At 31.5% G+C, this 20317-nt stretch carries 15 protein-coding genes; 5 read left to right on the forward strand and 10 right to left on the reverse strand.

What is annotated here, in order from left to right; genetic code table 11:
* The first annotated feature begins 27 nt into the window (after positions 1-27).
* From C4F50_RS23035 to C4F50_RS23050, 4 genes are all read left to right on the forward strand, one after another.
* Positions 28-1428 carry a DUF4153 domain-containing protein gene (locus tag C4F50_RS23035; protein ID WP_194140984.1) on the forward strand — a complete coding sequence of 467 codons (1401 nt, stop codon included), beginning with the start codon at positions 28-30 and terminating at the stop codon, positions 1426-1428.
* Positions 1429-1680: 252 nt separating this feature from the next.
* The gene (locus C4F50_RS23040) at positions 1681-2187 is read left to right on the forward strand and encodes a hypothetical protein (protein ID WP_194140985.1); all 507 of its coding nucleotides are present in this window, start codon (positions 1681-1683) and stop codon (positions 2185-2187) included.
* Positions 2188-2247: 60 nt separating this feature from the next.
* The gene (locus C4F50_RS23045; protein WP_228012121.1) at positions 2248-4029 is read left to right on the forward strand and encodes a tetratricopeptide repeat-containing sensor histidine kinase; all 1782 of its coding nucleotides are present in this window, start codon (positions 2248-2250) and stop codon (positions 4027-4029) included.
* Complete coding sequence (locus tag C4F50_RS23050; RefSeq protein WP_194140986.1) at positions 4022-4768, forward strand: LytR/AlgR family response regulator transcription factor; 747 nt, start codon at positions 4022-4024, stop codon at positions 4766-4768. The genes C4F50_RS23045 and C4F50_RS23050 overlap by 8 nt, the downstream gene beginning before the upstream one ends.
* Before the next feature lie 49 nt (positions 4769-4817).
* Here the strand turns inward: C4F50_RS23050 and rluF are convergent, their stop codons facing one another.
* The 8 genes from rluF to C4F50_RS23090 form a co-directional block, all read right to left on the reverse strand.
* Positions 4818-5627, reverse strand: a complete 810-nt coding sequence (rluF, locus tag C4F50_RS23055) for a 23S rRNA pseudouridine(2604) synthase RluF (RefSeq protein ID WP_194140987.1) — start codon at positions 5625-5627, stop codon at positions 4818-4820.
* A gap of 116 nt (positions 5628-5743) precedes the next feature.
* The gene (locus tag C4F50_RS23060; RefSeq protein ID WP_194140988.1) at positions 5744-6607 is read right to left on the reverse strand and encodes an alpha/beta fold hydrolase; all 864 of its coding nucleotides are present in this window, start codon (positions 6605-6607) and stop codon (positions 5744-5746) included.
* 190 nt (positions 6608-6797) lie between these two features.
* A complete protein-coding gene (locus tag C4F50_RS23065; RefSeq protein WP_194140989.1) occupies positions 6798-7577 on the reverse strand; it encodes a zinc ribbon domain-containing protein in 780 nt (259 codons plus the stop codon).
* A 3-nt stretch (positions 7578-7580) separates the two neighbouring features.
* Entirely contained in the window at positions 7581-8675 is a 1095-nt protein-coding gene (locus C4F50_RS23070; RefSeq protein ID WP_194140990.1) for a Nif3-like dinuclear metal center hexameric protein, read from the reverse strand.
* A 52-nt stretch (positions 8676-8727) separates the two neighbouring features.
* The gene (locus C4F50_RS23075; RefSeq protein ID WP_194140991.1) at positions 8728-11607 is read right to left on the reverse strand and encodes a lantibiotic dehydratase; all 2880 of its coding nucleotides are present in this window, start codon (positions 11605-11607) and stop codon (positions 8728-8730) included.
* A 70-nt stretch (positions 11608-11677) separates the two neighbouring features.
* Positions 11678-12868 carry a lanthionine synthetase LanC family protein gene (locus tag C4F50_RS23080; protein WP_194140992.1) on the reverse strand — a complete coding sequence of 397 codons (1191 nt, stop codon included), beginning with the start codon at positions 12866-12868 and terminating at the stop codon, positions 11678-11680.
* Positions 12855-15341 (reverse strand): erythromycin esterase family protein, encoded by a 2487-nt coding sequence (locus tag C4F50_RS23085; protein WP_194140993.1) that lies wholly within the window; start codon positions 15339-15341, stop codon positions 12855-12857. Before C4F50_RS23085 ends, C4F50_RS23080 begins: the two co-directional genes overlap by 14 nt.
* Positions 15342-15461: 120 nt before the next feature.
* Positions 15462-15623 (reverse strand): hypothetical protein, encoded by a 162-nt coding sequence (locus C4F50_RS23090; protein WP_194140994.1) that lies wholly within the window; start codon positions 15621-15623, stop codon positions 15462-15464.
* 414 nt (positions 15624-16037) lie between these two features.
* On the opposite strand from C4F50_RS23090, the gene lpxK reads away from it, so the two are divergent.
* Complete coding sequence (gene lpxK, locus C4F50_RS23095; protein WP_194140995.1) at positions 16038-17057, forward strand: tetraacyldisaccharide 4'-kinase; 1020 nt, start codon at positions 16038-16040, stop codon at positions 17055-17057.
* Positions 17058-17081: 24 nt separating this feature from the next.
* Here lpxK and C4F50_RS23100 read toward each other — a convergent pair whose 3' ends face one another.
* Both C4F50_RS23100 and gap read right to left on the reverse strand, forming a co-directional pair.
* Positions 17082-19253: a tetratricopeptide repeat-containing hybrid sensor histidine kinase/response regulator gene (locus C4F50_RS23100; protein WP_194140996.1), complete on the reverse strand. Its 2172-nt coding sequence runs from the start codon at positions 19251-19253 to the stop codon at positions 17082-17084.
* Between the two features lie 25 nt (positions 19254-19278).
* A complete protein-coding gene (gap, locus tag C4F50_RS23105; protein WP_194140997.1) occupies positions 19279-20277 on the reverse strand; it encodes a type I glyceraldehyde-3-phosphate dehydrogenase in 999 nt (332 codons plus the stop codon).
* Positions 20278-20317: the final 40 nt, after the last annotated feature.

A 20317-nucleotide genomic window follows, 5' to 3' on the forward strand; every position in this document is an offset into this window, starting at 1 on the left:
AAAAATAAAAACAAAAATACAATAGCCATGAAAAAACATCAAATTATTTTCGTCAGCAGTTTGGTCTTTACACTGCTTTTTTACAATGAGACTCCTGGAATAAATCTTTCTATTTTTGGAGTAATACTTACATTACTAGTTAGTTACTGTTTTCAGGAAAAATTCGTAAAACGATCTCATCTGGTTTTAGTCGTAACTTCTATTTTATCTTCGTTTGCTTTTGCCTGGTACGGCGATTTTGCCTCTTTTCTGGCTTTTGCTTTATCTGTTCTGTTTCTGCAATTTAAAACGCAGGACGGTGAACTTAAAATTCTTCAGATCTTTCCACTAATATTTTTAAACGCAGTTACCTCTCTAGGCCGCATTTTTATATTCAATCAATGGCTTCCAGAACGAAAAATTCATAACGATTTTGCCAAAAAGCTCGTGGCATTTGTTGTGATCCCAGTTATTTTCTTAGGTTTATTTTTTATTGTCTATTCGTTTGGGAGCAGTCACTTTTCGTCATTATTTACAGACTATACCTTAGATATCGATTTACCAGAGCTGATCTTGATCTCGATTTTAGGATTTTACATTTCGTTTAGCTTCTGGAATTATTGGGTTCCAGAACCTTGTTATCAATACAATTCAATGCTTAATAACGAGTTTTCCAATGTCTCTCAAATAAAAAAGGAAAGCACCTTTTCTTTTTTAGATCTTGATTTTGAAAGAAAAAGCGGCGTTGTAACATTGGTACTTTTAAACCTCATGCTTCTGGTATTTATTGGAACTTATAATTACGAGCAGTTTTTTGAAATCAAAAACACAGTAATAAAAATGTCGGAGTTAAGCGCAGATACTCATGAAAGAGTAAATGCCGTTATATTTTCGATTCTGATGGCGGTTGGTGTAATTCTGTTTTACTTTAAAGGAGGCTTTAATTTTGATCCAGAAGCAACATCGCTTAAAAAGCTTGCCAAGCTCTGGATTGTCTTAAATATTGTCTTAATCATTAGCGCATTTGCTAAAAATACTGAATACGTGTCCTTTTTCGGACTGACCTACAAACGTCTTGGGGTTTATGCTTTCTTAATTTTAGCGATCATCGGACTTATTCTAACTTTTTATAAAATCGTAAAACAAAAAACGAATGCTTTTCTATTCAATCAAATGGTGTGGTATTTTTATGGAACCATTTTGCTTTGCAGCTATATTAATTGGGGAAATATAGTAACAAATTATAATATTTCTGTAAACAAAGGCCTAGAGCCTGTTTTCTTAAGCGGCTTAAATTTTAACGATGAAGCCCGTAGAGCTTACTTTGCTAAAAATCATTTGAATGGAGAAATAAACGAAGTAATGCGAGAAAAGCAGATTCGATCTTACCAAAACAGCACCTTTCTATCTAAGGCTTTGTATTATGAGTTTATTGAGAAAAGAGAATAAGTAAGAATTGTTTTTGTTTGGATTCCCATCTTTCGAGATGGGATTTTTTTTAACCATTTGTTTCAAAAACGTTAATTTAAGTTGTTTGTCTGATTATTTATGCTATTTAACGATTGTTTATTAAAAGTTATAGGAAAATCTTTATTATATTTGATTCTTGAAAATCTTGCTTTTTTTTGCTTTTACTGTAAGAAATTAAAGTAAATCATAAGATTTTTATTATTCTATTAATTTAACCCAAAAACAATCACCATGTCAAACATTACCCCTAAACCGCTTTCTCCAACAGACAAAATTTATCCTCCAGGTGAAAAAATGAAACCTGAAAGTATAAATAGAATAACAAAAAAATTACCGGTAAGTTTTCCGGAGAATAAATCACCAATCCCTTTTTCTCCAATTGTTCAGGCTACATTAATGAAGGATGGAACGTTTCAAGTTAGGGCTGTTTTTTTGGTTGCTCGTAAACCGAAAGGACAAAAAGACGATGAAGACCATAAAGAAGATGAATTAGATTTTGATATTTATCAAAATTGGTATATAGATCTTGATGGACAGCGTCAGCTTCAGTTTTTTATAGCTTATGATATATTGGATGATCCAGAACCAGATTTTGATGTTTATGAAACAAGTTTTAAAGCTAAACCGTATCCTTATGGAAAAGATACATTTGCTACTATAAAAACAATTCAAACATTTTTGTGGGATATAGATCCAGTTTCGTCTCGTGGAACTGAAACTAATGTACAGCATGGGTAAATATAAATTAAATCCATTCTTAAAATTGAAATACAACATTGCTAACACGATGTTGCATTAATGTTATTACTATTAGGTGAAATAATGCATAGCAGTAAAATGATTAGAATTAAATTGTTTATTACTCCATTATTACTACTCTTTTCTGTTTGTCTTTTTTCTCAGATACAGCGAAATGAAGAATCTTTGATTTATAAAGAAATTAAAGCAAAATCAGAACAATTTAAGGAGGACGCCAATTTTGATAAAGCTCAAAGTTTTTTTAGAGATAGTAATTGGGATTCGACGCTAGTCTATTCAATGAAGACAATAAGCAGTTCAAAAAATAAAGAGCTGATAGATTATAGTCATTATTTTAGAGGAATTAGTTTTCAGGAAAAAAAACTGCTTGGAGAATCTAGAAAAGAGTTTGGTGAAATTTCAGAAAATTTTCTGTTTCATCATAAAGTAAAATTAAAATTAGGAGAAATTGCATTGCAACAGAAGCAGTATAATGCAGCTTTACAATTTTTTCAACAAGTTGAAAAAATTTCAGAAAGCTTTTCTTCCGATATTAAAAATAGTACTGTCCTGCATAATATTGGCCTATGTTATCTACATCTGGAAAGATTTGACAAAGCGGAACAGTATTTATTTAAAAGTGCCAAACTGCAAGAAATAGAAAAAGATAGTTTATTGCTTGTTGGTTCTTACATGGATATTGCTACTTTTTATTATGATCAATACAAGGACAGTCAGGCAATTCCCTATTTTAAGAAAGCTTATGAACTTTCCAAAAAAATAAAATCTTTTGAGCTTAAACGTACTGCCACCTTAAACATGGCTGTAGTTGAAGAAAACAGAAAGAATTTTTCCCAGGCTTTGGTTTACAGAAAAGAATACGAAGCTTGGAAAGATTCTTTAAACGATCAAAATAAAGTTTGGGCAATTGCAGATTTGGAAAAAAAGTTTGCGGTACAGCAAAAACAAAAAGAAGTCAATGTTCTTGCCGCCGAAAATAAAGCAAAAATTGCCGAAAGAAATGGGTTTATCATTTCTTCGGCTTTATTGCTGATTTTGTTTGGAACCGGAGTTTATTTTTACAGACAGAAAATTAGAAGCAGTAAAATTATTTTAAAGCAGAAAAACGAATTAGATGAGTTAAATGCGACAAAAGATAAATTGTTTTCTATCGTAAGTCATGATTTGCGTTCGTCTGTAAATGCTTTAAAAACAAGCAACAGCAAATTGTTGGAAAGTCTGGAGAGTAAAAACTTTTCAGAACTCGATGTTTTGCTTCATAATAATAGTACAATTGCAAACGGTGCTTATAATTTACTAGATAATCTGCTCAATTGGGCTTTGTTACAAACGAAACAAGCTTATTTTTATCAGGAATCTTTGCATCTGTCGTCGATTGTAAAACATGTGGAGTACAACTATAAACCTTTAATGCTGAATAAAAACATTGATTTTAAAAGCAATGTTGATAGTTCAGATTATGTGTTTGCGGATATGGATTCTGTGAAAATTACGATTCGTAATTTTCTGGACAATGCAATTAAATTCTCTAAAGAAAACGGATCTATTTCTATTTATTCAAAACCTTCAACAGAAGAGTTTTGCTATTTGGTCATAGAGGATACAGGTTTAGGAATGAATAATGCAACAAGAGAAGAATTGCTGAAAGATACAGTACTGCTTTCTAAAAAGAAAAATGACGATATCATTGGGACTGGTCTCGGATTACAATTGTGTAAAAGCATGATTCACAAAAATGGCGGTAAATTGGACATAGAAAGTGAAGAGGGCGTAGGAACAAAAATTATTATTGCATTACAAAAGTTTAAAAATCATGGATAATATAAATGTACTGATTATTGAAGACACGGCAGCAGAAAGTGATGCACTCGTAAAAGTACTTACAGATAATAATTATAATATTGTCGGTATTGCATCTACTTATAATGAAGCGCTTACAATGTTTTATAACAATGTTGTCGATATTGTGGTGATTGATGTTTTTCTGGACGGAAAACCAGATGGAATTACTTTTGCGGAAACGATAAATATTGTTCCTAACAGTGTAAAACCTTTTGTGTTTTTAACTTCGTCTAAAGATCGTCAGATTTTTGAGAGAGCCAAACTCACCAAACCGTTTAGTTTTTTGATGAAGCCTTTTAATGAATTGGAAATTCTATACGCTATGGAAATGGCTGTAGAGAAATTCTACGAACAGTTAAATGTTTTTCATAGCGAAGATCAAAATACGGTTGTAAGCAACGATTCGCTCTTCATCAAAAAAAAGAAAGCCTTAAAAAAGGTTTATATGGAAGATATCGTGTACATCGAAGTAGAAGATCGTTATTGCAATATCATAACCGATACAGAAAAGTTTGTAATTCTTATTTCGCTGACCAAAATAATGGAACTTTTAGATCCGACACAGTTTATTAGAACCCATCGCAATTTTATTGTAAATGCTAGTAAAATTATGGAAATCGTTTTGGGTGATAATCTGATTGTTTTAAAAGGGAACCACCATGTAACGCTGAGCGAAAAATATAAAGATGTAATCAGTAAGTTTATAGTACTGAGATAAATTGAATTCATAAAAGAAAAAGGGCGCTAAATTTAGTGCCCTTTATTATTTAATCTCTTTTTCTTCTAAAGCGAGGATCATTTTTATTGATAAAAGTAGTCCTTCTGCTCGGAATTTCGGGTTTTGGCAAACTTGCTTCTTCTGTTTTACTAGAAGGTGCTATTAATTGGTTTAACTCTTTAATTTCATTATCAGACAAATCACGGTAGCGTCCAACAGGAACATCCAGCGAAATATTTATGATTCGAATACGTTTTAAAGCAGTTACCTCATAGCCCAAATATTCGCACATTCTACGAATCTGACGATTCAGACCTTGTGTCAAAATAATCTTGAAAGTGTTTTTGCTGATCTGCTCCACTTTACATTTTCGAGTTACAGTATCCAAAATTGGAACTCCATTTCCCATTCTTTGTATAAAACGTTCTGTAATCGGTTTGTTTACCGTAACCGTATATTCTTTTTCGTGATTGTTTCTTGCACGAAGAATTTTGTTTACAATATCTCCGTCATTAGTCATAAAAATTAAACCCTCACTGGCTTTATCCAATCTCCCGATCGGGAAAATACGTTTTGGGTAATTAATATAATCAACAATATTGTTTCGCACTTCTAAATTAGTAGTACACTCAATTCCGACAGGTTTATTAAAAGCCAGATAAACCAGTTTTTCGTGCTTTTCTACAATTAACTTTCCGTCTATGCGCACTTCATCATCTGGCGAAACTTTAGTTCCCATTTCAGGTACAGCACCATTTATCGTCACGCGTCCTTCTTCGATTAATTTATCGGCTTCACGACGAGAACAATAACCGGTTTCTCCAATAAATTTATTGAGACGTTTTAGATTTTCTTCCATACTGCAAAAGTAAATAAAATTTAGGACTTCTTAGAATGAGCTTCGACTTCGCTCAGCCTGACAAAGGAAATTAATCTGCTTCATAAAAAAAACGTTGTGCCTTTGAGCCTTTGCGGCTATGAACTTGAACCTTCAGAAAAAAGAAACTCAAGTACTTTATCATACAATTCTTCGTCATGCATTCCGTGTCCCAAACCTGTGGTTTCAATAAACTGGCTGTTTTTCCAGTTGCTGGCTATTTTTTTTCCTTCTTCAAATGCTACAATTTTATCTGAGACGTCGTGTGCAACAAACCCTGGAATTGTAATTCCTGTTGCAAATTTTTGTCCTGAAAAATCTTCGAGTTTAAAATTAAAATGAGTTAAAAAACGGTTTTCAAGCAGTGAAAACATTTTGGAGTTTAAGCTCAGCATCGATACATAATTGTCGATCAAGGTTTTTAAATCTGACGGAGCGCCAAGAACCACCATTTTATTAATGCTTGTATTTGGAAATAAATATTGGTGATAAACACAGGCATTACCGCCAATAGAATGACCGATTATAATTTCGGGCTGGTATTTTTCTACCGCTTTGTTTATAAATTCGGCATACAACGGAACATTAAATTCTTTTCCGCTGCTTTGTCCATGTGCAGGTGCATCGAGTGCTATAATGGTACTTCCTGATTTTTGAAGATGTGGTAATGTCTTTTTCCAGCGCGAAGAATTACTTTCCCAGCCGTGAACCAGTAGAATTTTGGTTTCGTTTCCTTTCCAGATGTAGGTTTGAAAATGATGTTCGTTATGATGAAACGTTTCTGTTTGGGTATTTCTTAAGATTTTAGGAAGCTTTTCTTTTTTTAATCTGCCCAGTCTAGGCTGGCTGAAAAGCGCATACGAAAGCTCAACAGCTTTTTGAGGGCGTACGTAACTCAAAAAGTTAATGTAGGAGCCAACGGATTTTAATGTGATAAAACGAATTCCTTTTTTAATTCCCAAAACTAAAATTTTTTCTAAAGGTAAAAGGTCTGCCGCGAATTGCACAAATTAATGCGAATTTTTTATTCACATTATTATGTACAAAATGATTAGTGAAAATTAGTGCAATTGCTGCGCCAGTTCGCTATCGCTCGGGTCGTGGCAAAAAAAAAGACAAAAAAAAATCCCGATTTAAATCGGGATTTGATATTTAGAATTTTGTGAACAATTGTTCCATTTTTTCTTTTTCTTCATCTGCTAAAGCAGTATCAACTAAAATTCTTCCAGAATGCTCATCAGTAATGATTTTTTTTCTTGAAGCAATTTCTACTTGTGTTTGTGGTGGAATCGTGAAGAAAGATCCTGCAGAGGCTCCTCTTTCAATAGAAACTACAGCCAATCCGTTACGAACACTAGTTCTGATTCTTGTGTAAGCAGCCAATAATCTGTCTTCGATTTGTGCAGCAAACTCAGCAGATTTCTCAGTCAAGAATAATTCTTCTTTTTGAGTTTCAGCCATAATTGCATCCAATTCAGATTTTTTATGTTTCAAATGAGAGCTTTTAGCATCAAGTTTTTCTTTTAAATTAGAAATAACTTCTTTTTTGTGCTCGATAGAAGCTTTCATTTCTTTGATTTGCTTTTCAGCCAATTGAATTTCTAATTCTTGAAATTCAACCTCTTTTGTCAAAGAATTAAATTCTCTGTTATTACGAACAGATTCTTGTTGTTTAGTGTATTTTTTGATCACCTCTTTATGCTCATCAATAGCATTTTTCTTTGCTTTGATTTGCTCCTCAATTACTTCAAGTTCACCTTTCAGTTTTTCTGAACGTGTGCTTAAGCCCGCAACTTCATCTTCTAAATCTTCAACCTCTAAAGGAAGTTCTCCTCTAACGTTTCTGATTTCGTCAATTCTAGAGTCAATAAGCTGTAAATCATATATTGCTCTTAACTTGTCCTCAACACTTAATTCTTTCGTATTCGTCATATTCTATAAGTACTTAACTGGATTTGTATTTTCTTCCGATAAAATGATTGCAAAATTAAGAATTTTTTTTCGAAGATACTCAACAATATAATTTTTTGTATAGCGTTCGCTCTCAAAATGACCAATATCGGCCAAAAGTAACTTATTTTCAGCCTCATAAAACTGATGGTACTTCAAATCTGTAGTCAAAAAAGCATCTGCTCCAGACTGAATTGCGTTTTTTATAGCAAAACTTCCAGAACCTCCCAAAACAGCAACTTTTTTGATTTTTTTGTTTAAAAATTCAGAATGGCGAATTCCGTCTGCCTGCATTCTGCCTTTTACAAACTGAAGAAAATCCTTTTCGTCCATTTCATTTTCAAATTCGCCGATCATTCCCAGACCAATGTTTTGATGCGCATTCTTTAAATCATAAATTTCATAAGCCACTTCTTCATAAATATGATTTGCAAAAAGAGCTTTTAAAATTCGGGATTGCAAATGTTTTTCAAAGACAACTTCAATTTTGATTTCTTCTCCCGTATGCAGTTTTCCTTTTTCGCCAATTACCGGATTGCTGTCTTCATTTCCCTGAAAAGTAAAAAATCCCTGCGTATTAAAACTGCAGTTGTCATAGTTGCCAATTCTTCCTGCGCCGGCTTCAAACAAAGCATTTCGCACTTTGTCTGCATTATCCGGAACGGTAAAAGTGACTAGTTTCTGGATGAAATTATTTTTCGGAACCAAAACTTTGCTATTAATCAATCCTAAGGCATCGCAGAAAATTTTATTAACGCCTTGCGAATGATTGTCAAGCGCAGTATGAACGGCATAAATAGCAATGTCATTTTTGATTGCTTTTAAAATAGCACGTTCGACATAGTTTTTACCTGTAATTTTTTTAATTCCCGAAAATAAAATAGGGTGAAAGCAAACCACCAAATTACAGTTTTTAGCAATAGCTTCATCAATTACATTTTCTAGAGCATCGTGGCAGACTAAAACGCCAGTGCTTTCGGTTTCAGAATTTCCGACTAAAAGCCCGACATTGTCAAAATCTTCGGCATAAGCCAAAGGAGCCATTTCTTCTAGAACCGACAGGATTTCTTTTATTTTCATTTTTTATTTAAAAATTTAGATAAAAACAAAAGTAATTGATTTTTGTACTATTTCAATTGAAGATGTGAACGCTTTTATCGTGATTGTTTTTTTGAGTAAATTTTAATTTGTTAAAATATAATTTTGCAAAATAGTAGCTTTTGAATTCTTGATAACGCTGATCGTTATCGTAAAGTCTATTCATACTCATATGAATAAGATCTACAAGGTAATTTGATTTTACTAAATTGCTTTTATTCAAAACATTGCCGACTTGTGTTTTTAAATCAGAAAAATCAAGAAAGTTTGTTACACTAGCTTCTCCTAAAGAATTTTTTATTTCGGCAAATTTTTTATTAAGCTCTTTTTTTAGATCTGCAGCTAAAACAAATTCATTTGAAAATTGATCGATATTGATTTCGCAGAAACGGATCATTTCGTCTATTTGAAAATCAAAAAATTGCAGGAACTCTTTTATTTTAAATATAGAGCTGCAAATGGTTTCGTTGCTGTCTTGATCTTTTTTAATACTATTTGTGATGGTATCAAGACTGTCCAAATAAAATATTTGTTCGGTCAGCTGCATTAATTCATTTCCACCATATCGGTACATTTCTTGTTCATATGGTAAAATGGTATAGTTGAGAATTATGTTTCGTAACTTTAATTCATGGATTTTTTTTATAATATAATCTTTTACTTCTTGCGATTCTGTTTGGAACCGAACTCGTAAATGATTTTCAGGATAATCATATCGTACATAGAAGAATTTCTCTATACTTTTTTGCGAAAGAATAGTATCGTTAATAATTGTAAGCAGCTCATTCTGTCCATAAATATTGCATTGCAAATTAAAGTAGAGCCAATTGGAAACTATCGGAATGTTTTGAGGAATCGAAACATTGTTTTCTGGAAGTACAAAAGCAGATTGAGTATTTATAAATTCTGTGTTTTTAATGCTGGCTGCAAACTCATGGGCATAATGTTTTTTTTCACGCGAAATAGCAGGAAGAAATGATTCATACAAACATTCTGAAACATATATTGTATTTGTTGTTTTCAATTTGGAGAACAAAATTTTTAATTGCTCGTCATTTTCAACATCTATAATGATATCTCCTTTGGTATCGGTTAAGGATACTTTTTTACTGAAATTATTTTTTTGGATAGTTTCCAGTACTTTCTTTTTGAATCCATCAATAGTGTAATTGTCATTTATGAGCAGTATCTGAGCTGGATAAAGTAAAATGTCATCTTCTAGATAAATTCGCGGCACATACTGAATCAAGACGTTTTTGTAATAATTTAAATTGAAGTTTATATGATGAATTTCATTATTTTGAGATTGTAAATCTGCCAGAAAGCGATATGCTTCTGAATCTGAAAGGGCATTGTTAATGGATGAAGTTACTCTGGGAATGACTTCTTTTTGATGTTTTTTTGAAACCAGAATAAAACGAGATCCATTGAATTTCATATAAATGTCGGACAATAAAATCGGATTTGAATTATTGGAGTGAACCGTGTTTATAGGAATATTATAATCATAATATTGATGTGATGAAACAATGTTTAAAGCTCGTGGTCTAGCAATCATATTTACCTCGGCAATAATTTTTCCAGCATAAACCTCTTTTTCAAAATGTGCAATGTCCTGACAAAGAGATTCGGAAACATGATTAAAACGCGATAATAAATTAATGGCAGAAGTACCTGTAACGGACTTGCAATAAATAATTTCTTTTCCAGTTTTTTTGCAGTTCAGTACTTCAAATACAACATTGAATGTTGCTGGAAGCTGATTTCTCTTAAATTCAATTTCTTTTGTATTCTGAAGATGTAGATCTCTAGAAGCTGCAGTGAGAATTTTGGTCATTATGTCAGAATGAATCCTGCTTTCTGTTTTTAACTTAATACTAGTATATTTTAATCCTGAATAAGGATTAAAAACTTTGCTTAACGGAATAAAACCATCATTATAACTATGATAAAATTTATTGCCAAATTCAAGTAATGCATTGGTAATAGGAGTATGGCTGTTATTGTAATTGTAATTAAATTTTACATACTTAATTAATTGTTCTTGTATTTTAGTACTTAGAAAATCATTTTCTTTTTCAAACAATGTAATAGAATGCGAATATGTACTCTGAATCTCTTTGTCTGATAAAAAAGAATCCTGTTCCTCAACATATGCTTCAGAAAATTGAGCAATATCACTTTCGTTCTTTAACTCATGTATGTTTTTGTTTACGAGCTTAGAAAAATCGGGATGATTGTAGATTGTTTTACTGTAAGGATAAAAAGTTGTTTCAGAGATTATAAGTCCTGCATGAATTATTTCCATTAAAAAATCATCTATTTCCTGTATTGAAAAATCATTTTTTAGTAAATCATTTGTGACTGCATCAATGCTGGCGCCGTTTTCAAATCGATCCATCAGCCATTGAATGTCTTCATCATAATCTATTTCAACATATTTTGTTTCATAAGAACCAATCGGAAGTTTTTGAGATTTGTAAAAACTTATTTTTTCTGGATTTAAAAAATGAATAGACGGATTGATAAAATAGTTATGCTCCTTCCATTGCTGGTATTCTAAAAGGGCTGTTTTTTCTGTAATATAAAAATTATCAAATTCTGTTTTTACTTCGAGTGTTTTTGATTTTGAAAGTGAAGTAGTATCGCTCCATTCTGTCGTGCCAATACTGGTAAAAAAGCCAAAAGGAATTGGATTAAAATGTGCTCTCGAAAAGTATTTTTCTAACGACAAATTTGTTTTTTCAAGTTTATTTTTTTTTACATCATTGTACAAACTTCGGGATGCAAATAAAATAGAAAGCTGAAATAAGTTGTTTCTCGAAAAGAAATTCGAAATAGTATCTCCGTTTTCATCGTAAGATTCTATGGGAAATGAGACTACTCTTTTGACAATTTTATTAAAGAATTTCATTTTTTAAATTTTAAAGGGGCAATTAAAAAAAACAATAATACAGAATGTTTTTACGATAGAATTTTAAGCTTTAATATAAATTTAAACATTCGGTCCAATCAGGTGAAATCTGATTTTCTAGAGTTAACAAGGTTAGTGCTAAACCAGCGGAACCATTTAAAATATTTGTTTCGTTTATATACTTATCGATAAAGAATGACTTAAATTCAGTATAATTTTCAGTTTGTTGTTTGAGGTTTTCAAACCAAATTGATGTAATTTCTTGAAAAGACTGATTTGTTTTTTTTGCAGCAATAAAATATTGTAAAATTATCCCAGAAGAACCATGACACAGTGCAAAATCGTTAACCAAAGATTGTTTTACATTTATTTTAGTGGTCGTTTTTAATAACACATCAGCATATTTTTTTAGTTTTTCGTCATTTAAAAAAATACCTGAATTAAGAATTGCATTTGCTATTCCTAAATCACCCTGGCACCAGCCTAAACGTGCTTTAGCAATGCTAGAATCATTTGTAAGAACTTGACTTGGGTAAAATTGTTGCGATTCTTCATCATAAATTTTATATAGATTCATAAAATCTATTATTTTAATTATTGAGGGAGCAGCAGTTTGGTTTTCCTGATGTATAATTTTTTCTAAAAAAATCAAGAAATTAAGCGTTCCGGCTAGACCATGTGCTAAACCAAAATAAATGCATTTTTGATTTGGATTTTCTGAATTGCTCAAAAAGATACTTTCTGGATTATGGTTTATTTTGTCTATTAATGTATTTGAAAATTCTAAAAGAATACGTTTTGTTTTTTCTTCTTTTTTGTCTTTATATCTTTCGATAAAATACAGTGCAATGCCGAGAGCCCCATGCAGAAAATCATAATAATTTTTTTCAGTTTCTTCTCGCAATGCCTCTTCTAATATATCGTCTAGAGCTTCAAAATATTCATCTTCAATTTCTATATTCTGATTTTTTATTTTTGATAAAACCCACCCGTAGCCGGCCATTCCAGAACACAAAGAAGAGTTATAGACTTCTTCTGAAATTAAGTCGCTAATTTGGTCAATTATTGAAAATAATTTATTTTGATATTCCTCACGAGGTTCAATTTGTATCAAATAATGATAGAATAATGCAATTCCAGAAAGACCATCAAGAGCTCCGATTCGCTTTTCTGAAGCTGTTGATTTCCATATGTGCGGTTCAATATTTGAAATAATAAGATCCATTCGATTTTGCGTTAATGTATTGTTAGTTGCATCCATCAAAAATAATTTTCTCGTCGGGTAATATAAAGCTATTGGTTTTCCAGTATTCTGAATTTTCGGTTATAGTAGTGTTCAAATTGATTTTTAAAAGAGGACGATTTATTTTTTGACTGTTTACAGTTTTAATTTCGGAAGACATTAAATTGCTAACGTTGTAGGTATCATATAAAAAAGAATTGTCTTTTGTTGAAGTAATAATAGACTTGTCAATCACATACAAATATTTTATAAAATACTTTCCTTCGGTTAATTTATAAGTAATAATAATTTTATGATTCATTTGCGCCGTTTTATCAGTTTGATTTTTAACCTCAAAAGCTTCTCTGGATACGCAGTGTTCATATTTTAAGACAGCAAATGTCTGGGTATCGATATATAAAAAACCAGATGATTTTTTTGGAGCCGGATAGCCATAACCAGTAGAATAAGTATCTGGCGAATTATTATAAAAACTTATTTTATAAACTTTCTGATCATTGTAAATTACAATACCTTCTTTTTTCAGTGTATAAGATCCAGGTTTGTACAAAACATTTGACTTGCTAAGAATAAGATCCCGATCAAAAAGAAAAGCAAAAGTATTTATGCCGCTGTATTTGTTTTTTGACAAATTTTTGACAACTTCCCTAGTCTGTAATATTTCTCCAAACATTTTTTCATCAGGATTATTGATGCCTTTCATTCCCGAGGTATTATAGGTTGCAATAACAGATTCATCATGAGAGAGAATTTCATCTTTTTTAATCACCTCATTTCGATAATAAAAAGTTTGATTGTATGGTTCCGTATAATAATTAAGTGCAAGATTGTTTTGGACTTTGACAAGAATTTCTTCAGCAGATAATGGTTTTAAATTTGAATTGACTACAACTTCGTCTAAATTAATTCCATTAAAATAAAACTGTTTTAGTTTGATTTTGACATTTTGACGATTACTGTCAATTAATTTTTTTATAGAAATAGTATCCGAAATATATCCCAAAGCAGCTATAGCAATTTTTTTATCAAAATCTTCTTTTTCAATAACCAGACGAAACAATCCTTCTTTATTTGCAAGAATGCTTTTATTTGTTTTTAAAATAGAAATATCTGCATGGGCAATTGTCTGACTATTTTTATAATCATGAATTTTTCCAGTTACAATAAAAACATCTTTTTGATTGTCTGAAAATGCTTCTTTTTCAAATGTTCTGGTCTCGGGCTGATATGATTTTTTGAGGAATAATATTCCATCAAAAATACTGCTCCATTTGGCTTTTATTGGGATATTGCCAAATGCCGAACAATAAAAAGAATTAGGATCTCGCTGGTCAAATTCTACAAAAGTTTTATAGTGCCCTTCGGTTACAAGTTGTTGCTCTATACTGTTTTTAGGAGGTGTAAGAATTGGAAAAACCTTTCCGTCTACCAATCCGTATTGTCCCTCATAAGAAGAAAAGGCAATACTATAAATTTGATCTTTAAAATAGTTTTTTAGTAAACCACCCATGGGCAAAGCTCCTTCAAGAAGTTTTGCTCCACTTCCAGGAATATAATCTGTAAAACCAGTAGATTTTAATTCCAATTTTGATTGTTGCTGCAGATAATCTTCAGTTACTTCTGTATATTCTGTTTCGTTAATGTTTTTTCCAAAATGATAAGAGGCTCCCCAACAGATCATTTTCTGGTCTGGATACATTTGAGACAAAAAAATCAAATTTTCAGCCATCTGTTCATCTCTCGGGTTTTGAACTGCAATTTTTTGTTTTTGCAATTGCATAATGTCAAAACCAGCATCAGAAATTTTGCTGATAAAAACTTGTTTCATGATTTTTTCGTGAAAACTAGGATTGCTGATTTTTTGCAGCGAATGTAAAATCAAATCATAATCCTGATACAGTTCTAAAGAATCTTTTTTATTTGAAGCAATATTGGTTAAGTCTCTGTATACAAATGCTTTTTCTATTCTTGTTAAGCTGTTTTTAGGAATTTCGATTTTTCTGTTTTCAAGAAGTTGTATTAAGTCATTCATAAAATGATTTGAAAAAAGTAAACCTTCTTGATTGTCAAATCCCAAAATTTTTATAGTATCTTTTTGTTTAGCTCTTTCGTCAATATAAGAAAGTAAATTTTGAAAAGATTGTGTGTCCGACCATATATCTAAAGTGCTTTGATCAAATATAGAAATTGGAGTTTTTTTCTTAGAATATTCCTCAAACGCTTTATACTGATCATATAAACCGCTTTCAAAAACAATGATATTGTATCGCTGTTTTTCATGTAGATATTTGATAAGGGCTGTTTTTTCATCAAAAGTGGCGCCATCACCGTGTGATTGTTCTCCCAACAATATTATTTTGTTGTCTTTAATTTTCGAATCTAAGAAAGAATAATCATTTTTATTGATTTCGGAAAATTCACCAGATATTTTTTTTTGTGAAAAACTAAAATGAATAAGTAAGCTGAAGAATAAAGTAAAAATAAATTTCATGGTATTATTTGGGGGTGTTTTCTAATCTGGATTCTATTGAATTTTATTTTTAATAAAATAAAAGCTGAAGGCTATCTATAAAAGACAGCCTTCATTTAATTTAAAACATTACTGTTTTAATTATGCAATGATAGGTCCACAAACTCTTTCGCAAGAATTTCTAAGACTGCAAGTAGTTCCTATTGATAAGAATTGTTCTTGCTCTTTACCGCCATTAACGTTTTTTTGTTCTTCTTTAGTAAGTACTTTAACTTTTAAATTTTCTAATTTTAGTTTTTTCATCTTAAATTTTTTAGATGTTAATAATGTTAGGTTATTTTGATTTCTTGCTAGTAAAACTTCACCACGTGCACTTGGGAGTATTAAATTAGTTAAAGAAAATTCGTTCTAAAAATAACATATTAAAAAATTATTTTGCAGTATTTTTTTTCTGTTTTTTTTAATTTTTATTAAATATGTAGTAATTGCTGTTAGTTTTTGTTAAAACATTGATTTTTGAGAATAAAAAATAACTATTGGTTTTTTATTTTCAAAGTAAGGCTAAACTTACCTCTTTTTAAAGTCTTTTTTTTCGATGATTTATCTACATAAATTATTTCTTATTACTTTAGCTCAAAAGATTTTTTGAATTTAAACGAGTATTTCAAAAAGAAATGTTTAAAATAGATAAGGAATGTTTTGTAATTTCGTGAACTTATGAAATTACTCCGCTATATACTTTTTCCCTTTGCCGTTTTATACGGATTCATTACTTCAATCCGTAATTTTCTTTTTGATAAAGGAATTTTAAAATCAACTTCATTTGATCTTCCTGTTATTGCAGTTGGAAATCTCAGCGTTGGAGGAACTGGAAAAACACCTCAAATAGAATATCTGATTCGATTATTATCAGATCAGTATAAAATTGCAACCTTAAGCCGCGGTTACAAAAGAAAGTCAGAAGGTTTTGTTTTGGCTGATGAGCATGCTAATGCTGAAATTTTAGGTGATGAACCTTTTCAGTTTTATCAAAAGTTTCCAAATGTGATGGTTGCAGTCGATGCCAATCGTACCAACGGAATTCAGGAATTGCTTTCGAATAATACAAAACCAGAAATTATACTGCTGGACGATGCGTATCAGCACCGAAAAGTAAAAGCAGGATTTTATATTTTGCTGACTTCTTATGATGATTTGTATGCAGACGATTTTATGCTTCCAACAGGTAATCTGCGCGAGAGCAGGAGCGGAGCCAGACGCGCTAATATTGTAATCGTAACCAAATGCCCGAAAGATTTATCTGAAGAACAGCAAATTCAAATTAATCAAAAATTAAAATTAGAAGCATCGCAGGAATTGTATTTTACCTTTATCGATTATGATGATTTTGTTTTTAATGAAAAAGAAAAAACAGCAGTTACTGCAATCCAAAACGAATCAAAAACTCTCTTAGCGGGTATTGCAAAACCCCAGCCGTTTTTTAATTATTTAAAAAATGAAAGCGATGAATGTCTGACTTTTCCAGATCATCACCATTTTTCAGAAAGCGATTTAAAAGAAATTCAAAATAAAGCAGAGAATAAGAAAATTATAACGACAGAAAAAGATTTTGTACGTCTTAAAGATTCTAATCTTTCGTCATTATTTTATCTGCCAATCAAAAGTACTTTTATTAATAACCATCAAAACTTTGATAAGTCAATTTTAGAGTTTGTCAAAAAAAACTTAGAGCCTTAGTTTCTTAGAACCTTAAAACCTTAGTTAATCAAAAAACTTGGCTATTGTACTATAGAATTCGTCTGGAACAAAAGGTTTTGTAATCACATCATCCATTCCGAAAGAAAGCAGCATGTCCCTATTTTCGTCAAGCGAAATGGCTGTTAAAGCAATAATTGGAGTCGTTTTATCAAACTCTCGAATCAGTTTTGTGGCTGTCGTTCCGTTGATACCTGGTAAATGTACATCCATCAAAATCATATCAAAACGTTTAACTTTAAGCAAATCAACCGCTTCTTCTCCGTTATCAATAATTTCGCAGGTAATAGATTTGTTTTCGAGCATTTTACGTGTAATCATCTGATTGATTTTGTTGTCCTCAATCAGTAATATTGATTTGTGTTTCAATTGTTTATCATTGTAAGGTTTTACTTCTTCGACTACTTCCAGCGGTTCGTTATTAATTGCAAAATTTAATTTAAAGGTAAAAGTAGAGCCTTTTCCAACTTCACTTTTTAATTTGATTTCGCCTCCCAAGAGTTCAATTAGTTTTTTTACAATAGTGAGACCAAGCCCGGTACCGCCATATTTTCTATTGACTTCAATGGAACCTTGCGAAAAACTTTCAAAAACAGATTGCAGTTTATCTTCTGGAATTCCGATTCCAGTATCTACAATTTCAAAATAAATGGTTGCATTTTCTTCTTCCTGAGCGTATAGTTTTGCAATAACACTTACGTGGCCGTTCTGTGTGAACTTTAAAGCATTATTGATTAAATTCAGGATGATCTGGGATAATTTGGTAGGATCGCCAATTAAATTGTCTGGAATTGCTTTGTCTATTTCTAGATTGAAATAGTTTTTATTGGCTGTCGCTAATTCTTTGAGAGAACTTTGAATGTTAAACAGAAGCTCTTTTAGGTTAAAACTTATGTTTTCTATTTCAACTTTAGTCGAATCTATTTTGTTGATTTCAAGAATTTCGTTGATAAAAGTAGTAAGATAATTTCCAGAAAATTTAAGAGATTCTAAATATTTCAGTTGTTTTTTCTTCGGATTATCTTCAAGTAAAATATGAGTGATTCCGTTAATAGCATTTAACGGCGTCCGGAGTTCATGACTTACAGTCGACAAAAATTCTGACCGTGCTTTTGAAGCTTTTTCGGCTTTGTTTTTGGCCAATATTAATTCTTTATTTTTCTCCCGAAGCAGTAAATTATTTTGAGTTCTAATGATATTGTTTTTGTATAATGCCAGACTTAAAAGCGATAAAATCGAAATTAAGGCAATCGCAAGAATGCTGACCAGTTTAGAGTACCGATAAGTTTTAAGCTGTATTTTTTCTTCGCTTTCCCGCTTAATAGTATTATTTAAAGACTGCGTTTTTTTAAACTTTTCAAATTCATTAAGATCGATTTTGGCATTTTTTAATTTTAAAAGGTAATTTTCGATCTGATAATGTTCATCCAAATAAGAATACGCCAAATCAAAGTTTCTGTTTTTTTTGTAGTATTGGCTTATTCCCAAAATAATTTTAGATTTTTGCGCAAGATTATTGGATTTAGCGTTATAATCTAATGCATTATCAAAATAAATAATAGCAGAGTCATTTCGTTTCAGCTGTGTTTCAATTAAACCAAGCTGATAATAAGCATCTGTTTTGGTTTGCAATAGGGAAGCGTTGTCTGGCTTTTTGGTTATTTTTCGGAAAGTCTTAGCAGCAAGCACCAAATCTTTGTTGGCTTTAAAGGCCAAGGCGGTTTGATAATCCAAAACTTCGGCATGATCAACAATGTTAAGCTGTTTTAGAAGGTCTTGGGCTTTTGTGTAATAAACTGCAGCAGTTTTATAATCTCCTTTGGCAGTATTGGTCACGCCAATATAGTGCAAAGCAAGTACTTTGGAGCAGTTTGGTTTTAAGGTGTCATAAAAAGAAACTGTTTTATGAAAGTTTTTTAAAGCCTCTTCATACTTCTGCTGGTTGTAATAAATTTTTCCCAGCTTAAAAGTCTGGTTGGCAAGATTCTCTTTTTTACCATGCAGTTCGCAGAAATGAATTGATTTTTTGGTGTAAAGAACCGCCTGGTTGTATTTTTTATTGTTAAGATTGGCATTTGCCAGTTTGTTATAATAGGAAACACTGTCTGTATTCTTGTTGGCTTGAGAATACAAAAACGAAGTAAAAAAACAAACAACAATAAAAAGATAGTATTTCATGTATGGCCATGCTTTACAATGAATCTTATTTTTTGCTTAATAGTAAGATCAAATCTATCAATCGTGATGAATAGCCAATTTCGTTATCGTACCAACCTACTACTTTTACCATTTTATCGATAACCGAAGTAAGCTGTGCATCAAATAAACAAGAATGTGTATTGCCAATCACATCGACCGAAACAATCGGATCTTCTGTATAATCTAATATTCCTTTTAAATTTGTTTTTGAGGCTTCTTTAAATGCTTTATTAATTTCTTCAATGCTTACTGCACGTTTTACATTGAAGGTAATATCTGTCAATGAACCGTCTGGAACGGGTACGCGAATACCACAACCTCCGATTTTGTTATGCAATTTAGGAAAAATTTTTGTTAATGCCTTAGCTGCTCCTGTAGTTGTTGGAACAATCGACTGACTTGCACCTCTCGCCCTGCGTAAATCCTTATGCGGCTGGTCGTGAAGGCTTTGGTCTGTCGTGTAAGAATGTATCGTTGTAATGTAAGCCTGCTCTATACCGCACAATTCTTCGATGATTTTGATCATCGGTGCAGCATTGTTTGTGGTGCAGCTTGCATTAGAAACAATATCTTCAAAACCCTCTAAAATATTTTCATTTACTCCTAAAACGATTGTCTTTATAGTATCAACTTCTGATGGCGCCGATAAAATAACTTTTTGAGCTCCAGCTTCTAAGTGAAGATTTAAGTCTTCGTGTGTTTTGTATTTGCCAGTTGACTCAATTACAAAATCAACCTGATGAGATTTCCAATCTAAATTTATGATATTTTTTTCATGAAAAAAGAAAAAATGACGTCCGTCTACGATAATTCCGTTTTCATCAAAACTTACCTGAAAAGGCAGTACTCCATGTATACTGTCGTATTTTATTAAATGCGACATCGTTTTATTGTCTGCAATATCGTTGATCGCAACGACTTCAATTTCAGGGTGGTTTAAAAGCAGGCGAAATAAATTTCTTCCAATTCTTCCAAACCCATTAATAGCAATTCTTGTTTTCAATTATTTTATGTGTTTGTTTAATCGTTGCAATCGTTTAATC

It is taken from the genome of Flavobacterium hungaricum (assembly GCF_015182285.1).
Classification (GTDB): Bacteria; Bacteroidota; Bacteroidia; order Flavobacteriales; family Flavobacteriaceae; genus Flavobacterium; species Flavobacterium hungaricum.